Genomic DNA, 6,773 nt, shown 5'->3' with positions numbered 1-6,773 from the left:
TACCGGGTATCATCATCTTGACCAGAGCTCTGGAAAGACTCAAAACTCTTGTTGATGCTTACATTACATTCTCTCAATGAACTTCTTTTCCATTACCCCAAATCTATTTTGAGGTTTTGTGGGTAATCGACAGACCTTAGACACCTAAGTGCCTACTTCAGAAAGTAGTAAAAAAACAAAGTGGTGAAAGCACTGACAAAAATCACCCTTACCCTCCCATTAAGATCAACGCACACAGCTCCCCATCGTCCTTACCTTTGGACTAGAAAATCAAAGCAGCCATGAAAAAGATTCTAGTTCCAACCGACTTCTCCGAAAACGCCCGCCAGGCCTTGGATGTAGCCGTCAAAATCGCCAAAAAAACGGACGCTGAGATCGTTCTGTTGCACGTAAATGAACAAGTCGGAGTCGCATTGCCCGTATCCGAATACTACTATACCTACGATCGTGCCATCGAGGAAAAATACCTCAACATGGTACACGAGAACCTGGAAAAAATGTTGGCTGAGGTAGTCACCAGCATGGGGGCCGATAACATCCGCACCGCCGTAATCGGTGGGCCATTCTCAACCATCGTTGCGGACTTGGTACAAACCGAAGGCATCGACCTGATTGTAATGGGCACCAAAGGTGCTAGCGGCCTCAAAGAATTCTTTGTAGGGTCAAATACCGAAAAAATTGTCCGCATCGCGAAGTGCCCCGTCCTGACGGTACATGATGATCAGGTAACCGAATTTAAAACCGTAGTGGTGCCCACTACCCTCGAAACCGACCAGAAAAAAATGTTTGAAGGTTTGCGGGAATGGGAAGCCATCTTCGGTGGCAAATTCTACCTCCTGTACATCAACAACCCTGGCGCATACCGCGGCGATCACGACATCGAAGTGCGTGAAAAACAACTGGTAGAAGCCACCGGCCTGAAGAACGTTGAAATTTTCAAAACGGAAACCTTCACGCTCAACGAAGAGCAAGTCATCTTTGACTTTGCCAAAGAACGGAACGCCGATCTCATCGTGATGGGAACGCACCAACGCCGCGGTTTGGCCCACATCTTGCTGGGCAGCTTGACCGAGGATACCATCAACCACGCTGCAATTCCAGTGCTGGCGATCCCGCTGAAGTAGCGACAGCCCTGTGTGGCTGTCCAGCAGCAACAGCCCTGTGTGGCTGTCCAGCAGCGACAGCCCTGTGTGGCTGTCCAGCAGCAACAGCCCTGTGTGGTTGTCCAGCAGCAACAGCCCTGTGTGGTTGTCCATATCCAGTAGCGACAGCCCCGTGTTGCCGTCCAATATCCAGTAGGGGTAACCACGTAGGGCTACCCCTACTGCTTATTGCGCGGCAATTTTTTGTTCGTGCAACCGCTTGCCCAAATTGTCCCACAAAGCCACACTCATCTCCTCCGTTGCGGCATCGATATTCACTTCCCCAAAAAACTGCAAACCTGCCAAGGGCGAAAGATTGGTCTGCCCAGCTGGTGGCGCTTTTTGAAATAGCACCTGTGGCCCAAAAGTATTGTCCAATTCCCCCGGACCAAAAGTGCCCGAGTTCAATGGCCCAGCCACAAACTCATAAAATGGCCGAAACTCCTTAAACTGTGCCTTGGCCGGATCGTAATAATGCGCCGCACAGTAGTGCACGTCGGCGGTGAACCACACCACGTTTTTGATCTCATTGTGCAGCATAAAACGTAGCAAATCTGCCGTTTCCAACTCGCGCCCCAGGGCTGGGCCATTGCCATTGGCACCGTTCTCGTAGGAGCTTTTGTTCACATAATCATCATACACAATTAGCCCCAGCGGCATGTCGGAGGCGATCACTTTCCAGGTGGCTTTGGAGGCCAGCAATCCTTCTTTGAGCCACTGGATTTGCTGCCGCCCCAGGAAAGCCGTATCTGCTCCGGCCTTTGTTTGTTTGTTGGGCCCGTTGGCGGCGCGATAGGAACGCATGTCGATCATGAATACATCCAGCAAGGGGCCATAAGGCACGCGGCGGTAAATGCGCTCGGGATCATCACCAGTGCTGCGGATGGGGTTGTATTCCAGGAAGGCCCGTTTGGCGCGGGCGGCCAGCAGGGCTACGTTTTTTTCGGTATAGCGGTTGTCGGTGAGGATTTCTTCGGGGTACCAGTTGTTGAGCACTTCGTGGTCGTCCCACTGGTATAGGATGGGCACCTTGGCGTTGAAGTTGCGCAGGTTTTCGTCTAGCAAATTGTAGCGGTAATTGCCCCGAAATTCGTGCAAGCTCTCAGCCACCTTTGATTTTTCCTCAGTTACAATATTCTTCCAAATTTTGCCATTGGGTAGCTTCACCTCGGCCTGGATCGGGCCATCGGCATAAATGGTATCGCCACTGTGGATGAAAAAATCGGGATTGCGCTGGGCCATTTGGCTGTAGATTTTCATGCCCCCCAGTTCAGGGTTGATGCCCCAACCTTGTCCGCAGGTATCGCCACCCCACTGGAAACGGACATTGCGCAAGCCCCCCGGTGCAGTGCGCAGTCTGCCGATGCTGGGTTCACTCCAAAGCTTGAGGTCTTCCAAACTTTGGTAGCGCACCCGGTAAAAAATCTCTTGCCCACTGGGCAAACCCGTGAGGTCAATTTTGGTAGTAAAATCGGACTCCGGCAGGGCCGCTGGACCCTGAATGGTATTGAATTTTTTGAAACTCTCGGTCGTCGACCAATCGATCCACATGCGGGAGGGCCGGTCCGTGCGCGACCAGATCAGTGCCCGATCTTGGATCACATCACCAGTACTTACACCTCCCGGCACCAAAGGCCGCAAAGCGGGGCTGCGCTGAATGTAAAACCAGGAGGGAACGGTGGCCGCAGCGGCAGCCACACTGAGTTGTTGGATGAATCGACGACGGGTAGGCATGGCTTGGACGGTTTTTGAATGACGAATAATTCGAATGACGAATGACGAATTTCGTCATTCGAATTGGCTATAAAGCTACAGCACTCATGCTTTTTTCCCTCAGTTTTTTGATCAAATATTTTGGTAATTCCGCATAACCCTTTCGAAAGGCTGTACTTTCGCAATAGCACAATCTGATTTTTTACTTACAATCAATCACCAAGAAATCACTACAAAGCAAAAAAAGGACACAAAAAACACAAAGCAAAGCGCTGTCAACGTATAACTTTGTGTCCTCCGAGTCCTCTTTTTTTCCTTTGTGCTAAAAAAGATGTCGTTGCGGCAGCTCACTTCAAAACTCAAAACTCATGTATTCGGAACTCGGCACTCAAAAAACTTTCCTGAGTGACGAGTTCCGAATACATGACTTACGAGTTTTGAAGTGGAAGGACGAGTAAATGAAGGACGAGTTTTGAAGTAAAAAGCTACACTGCCTTCTGCCACCACTTACTCAGCACCAAATACAACACCCCACAACCCAACCACGCTGGCAAGGTCAAAAACGACAAAAAGATCCCTTGCGTCACCGACAACACATAACACAGTCCCGCGCTCAAGATCCAGGCCACCAGCACTGTCGTATTAAAAGAAATCCCCGCCTTTTCCGCATAATTGCTGATGATGCCAAACCGGTCACCGAAGAAATGTTCAAACACAATAATGGCGCCGATGGGTGCCAGGATGAAGCCATACAGTGCCACAAAATCCAGCAACTTCATGGCAAAAGCCGGGAAAATACCCGCAACTGTGGCAATACCGCCAGCCAGCATGGTCATCCAAAACGTAGAAGACTTGGGAACAATGGCTTGAAATGCCAGACCCGCCCGATAAATCGTAGGATTAGCCGTTGTCCAACTCGCCAGGATCACCGCCAGGATGCCAAAGACGCCAATCGCGTCATAAGCCAGGGGGCCGGGAGCGACGGGCGGCGCGATGCCTTGCGCCAGCATATTCTGCGCTTCAGGGCTTTTTAGGTATACGGCATAGAGCAAGGCTGCGGCAATCCAGGCCATATAGTGCCCTACATACATGCCCGCAGCCGTCGTCCAACCCGAACTGGCCTTACGCGCGTAGCGGAACACCGAAAGGTCGGACATGCCGATGTGCATGGCGGCGTTGCAAAACCAGGACCAGATGAGGACGTGCCAGAAGGTGTATTTGAGTTTGCCAGGGAATGGTTCGCCACCATCGCCCCAGATGTTCCAAAAATCGCTGAAATTTTTGACGCCCAATCGATTGAGTGCCACCACTCCGGCAGCCAAAAAGGCCAATACAATGAAGGGCGAAAGCCAGTTGGCCACTTTGGCTACGGTGCTGTACCCACGAGCAGCGATCACCGAAATAACGACACCGGTAATGAGCACAATCAGCACCCAAGGTACCCCATTGGGCATGGTGTCGTTGAGGGCAGGCATGGGCAGGTTGAAAGGAATGCCCACTGCCGTGGTCGATACGGTGATCATGGAGCCAGCCAGAAAACAAAACAAAACCCCGTTGGCTAAATTATAGGCGATCACCAGTTTTTTGCCACAAATTTTCTCCAACTGATAATAAAGGGTCAGGCGGTATTTTACGGCAATTTCGGCGGTGAGGTAACGCCAGCACAAAACGGCCAATAAATTACCTAGCAACAAACCAACGATGAGGTCAAAGGCACTCACTCCAGCGGTGAGGAAGAGGGGCCCAATCACAAATTCAGTGCCCGCCGCGTGTTCGCCCGCGTACATGCCCAGAAAACTTTTCCAATCTTTCCATTGCGATTTGGGCACGGGCTCGCGTTCAAATTCATCACTTTGAGCGACGATTGTTTGCTCCATTTGGACTTCTGACATAGGTTTTTTGTTTTGTTCGGCCTAAAAGTAGGAATAATTTGGTCAGAAGTTTCCTGTACCCTTCTGCTCCGTTCCGTAGAGTATGTATTATTTCACCCAAAATTCGGTCAAACCAGCATGGCCTTTGCCGTCTCTGACCAGTTTATCGCTGGGCGTACTGGGGTCAGCCGTCCAATCCCCATCCACGATGAACTTGTAGACGTATTTGCCGGGGGGCAGCTCCAGGCGGCATTCCCAACCATCTGAGGTTTTGGCCAAGGGGGTGCCAAACATGTTCCAGTTGTTAAAATCACTGACCAAACTGACCTGCTGGGCCTGCAAAAAACCTTTGACCTGAAAGTGCGCGTTGCCCTTGAGGCTGGGGATCGGAGAGTTAAAGGTTTTGCGGGGCAATAATTCGGCGCGTTGCGCAACTTGGTAGGCCAGGTAAGCCACCAGTTCTGCATTGGCTTGCTGGTCTTTGGCAGGCACGTATTCATAAAGGTCCACATTGGTATGGTGCACCGCCGTCATGTAATCCAGGGGGTCTTGGATGAACTGAAAGGCGGGAATATTTTGAAAATCAAATAGTTCGTGATCGGTTTGATTGGCGTTTTGAAGGGTCAGTACATTATCAGGAGCAAAGGGCTGGAGCATTTCGGCCAAAATGGGTTTGAGTGCCGGATTGGCCATCAGGTAAATCCCCCGAATTTTACCCGCGCCATTGTCCAGGTTGAAATAGGCCGAAATTTTGGATTGTTCTTTTTGTGCAGCAGCGGTGTTGAGGTCGCCCACCCGCTGCTCAACATAAGCCGCCGAACCCGCAAAAATCTGCTCTTCACCCCCCCACAAGGCCAGGCGGATGGTCCGTTTGGGTTTGGCCCCATTGGCTTGCAGCAGGCGCAGGGCTTCCAGCATGGTGGCACAACCCGAGGCATTGTCTACAGCGCCTGTTCCGGCGTGCCAACTGTCGAGGTGTGCGCCGATGATCACCAACTCATCCTTGAGCACAGGGTCGCTGCCCTCAATTTCAGCAATCACGTTGACATTGTATTTCGGCTCTTCGTAAAATTGGGCTTGGAGGGCTACTTTGAGTTTGGGTTTGATGCCCAGTTTGATCAGGCGCAGCAGTCGCCCAAAGTGCTCATTGGCAATGACAAAGGAAGCGACAGGCTGAATGTCGCCCCGGCGCATGTAGGAAGGAATGGCCCGATTGCCGTCGGCGTGCAGGATGCCATAAGGGAAATCGCTGGGTTCGAGCAGGGCCAATACTTTTTCCTGTTTGCAAAAATTGAAGAATTGCTCCCGGCGCTTGCGGATCAGGTTTTGTAATTGAAAAGCTTGAGGGGTAGAGCGGCGACTGTGGTAGCCGATGATCAGGTCATTGGGATCAGGATTTTGTTCGGCTTGTTGCAAAATGCTGGGCGCTAAGCGTTGGGCAAAAGGCTGAAAGACATTGCTTACGGGCTGATAATACGAGCCCAGCATCAGGATTTTGCCCTGCAATTTGCCCTCAAGGGCATAAATGGAATCGAGGCTCGGTAGGTAAATGACTTCGCCTTCTTTGACGCCATCCGTGGAGGAGGTATAGGCCAGGGGATAAGCCGGGATATGGCTGTACTGGGGCACAACCATATCCATCTGAAAATGCTGCACGGCCCAACCGCGATGCCCTCGGTCGAATGATTGCAAATCAACTTTGGCAGTGCCCCAGGATTTGAGCTGTTGTTGGGCCCAAAGGGCGGCCCGGTAATAGTTGGGGGTGCCCATTAGTCGGGGGCCGTGTACGTCGGCCAATTGGCTCAGGGTGTGCATCACTTGGGAGTTGCGGGCGGATTCCTGGCGGATGGCGGCGAGGATGGAGGTGTCGGTTTGGGCGGCCATTTGTTGGAAAACAAATAGGCAAAAGAGGAGGGTGATTTTGTGGTGTTTCATGCAAAGGTGTTTTGGCTAAATTAGCTTCATTTATACGCTTAAACACCCTGGAAAGATATGTATACTTCCAAATTAATAACGCCTTCGGCGTAGAGCGGCATTAATGGGAAAA

4 protein-coding genes are annotated in these 6,773 nt (G+C 51.3%); 1 reads left to right on the top strand and 3 read right to left on the bottom strand.

The annotated features are described in order from the left end of the window. Positions 1-281 precede the first annotated feature (281 nt). A complete protein-coding gene (locus tag ACEW9O_RS20755) occupies positions 282-1,124 on the top strand; it encodes a universal stress protein (RefSeq protein ID WP_373552117.1) in 843 nt (280 codons plus the stop codon). A 204-nt stretch (positions 1,125-1,328) separates the two neighbouring features. Here the strand turns inward: ACEW9O_RS20755 and ACEW9O_RS20750 are convergent, their stop codons facing one another. The 3 genes from ACEW9O_RS20750 to ACEW9O_RS20740 all read right to left on the bottom strand — a co-directional run bounded on the left by ACEW9O_RS20750 (position 1,329) and on the right by ACEW9O_RS20740 (position 6,661). Continuing rightward, complete coding sequence (locus ACEW9O_RS20750; RefSeq protein ID WP_373552116.1) at positions 1,329-2,876, bottom strand: alkaline phosphatase; 1,548 nt, start codon at positions 2,874-2,876, stop codon at positions 1,329-1,331. A 464-nt stretch (positions 2,877-3,340) separates the two neighbouring features. Next, positions 3,341-4,747, bottom strand: coding sequence for a cytosine permease (locus tag ACEW9O_RS20745; protein WP_373552115.1), 1,407 nt, complete (start codon positions 4,745-4,747; stop codon positions 3,341-3,343). An 87-nt stretch (positions 4,748-4,834) separates the two neighbouring features. Further along, the gene (locus tag ACEW9O_RS20740) at positions 4,835-6,661 is read right to left on the bottom strand and encodes a M20/M25/M40 family metallo-hydrolase (RefSeq protein ID WP_373552114.1); all 1,827 of its coding nucleotides are present in this window, start codon (positions 6,659-6,661) and stop codon (positions 4,835-4,837) included. Positions 6,662-6,773 lie beyond the last annotated feature (112 nt).

Origin of the sequence: Haliscomenobacter sp., from assembly GCF_041740695.1 — a bacterium.
In the GTDB taxonomy this organism is placed as follows: domain Bacteria; phylum Bacteroidota; class Bacteroidia; order Chitinophagales; family Saprospiraceae; genus Haliscomenobacter.
Note: the sequence above shows the minus strand (reverse complement) of the source record. Positions and strands in the feature narration are given on the sequence as shown.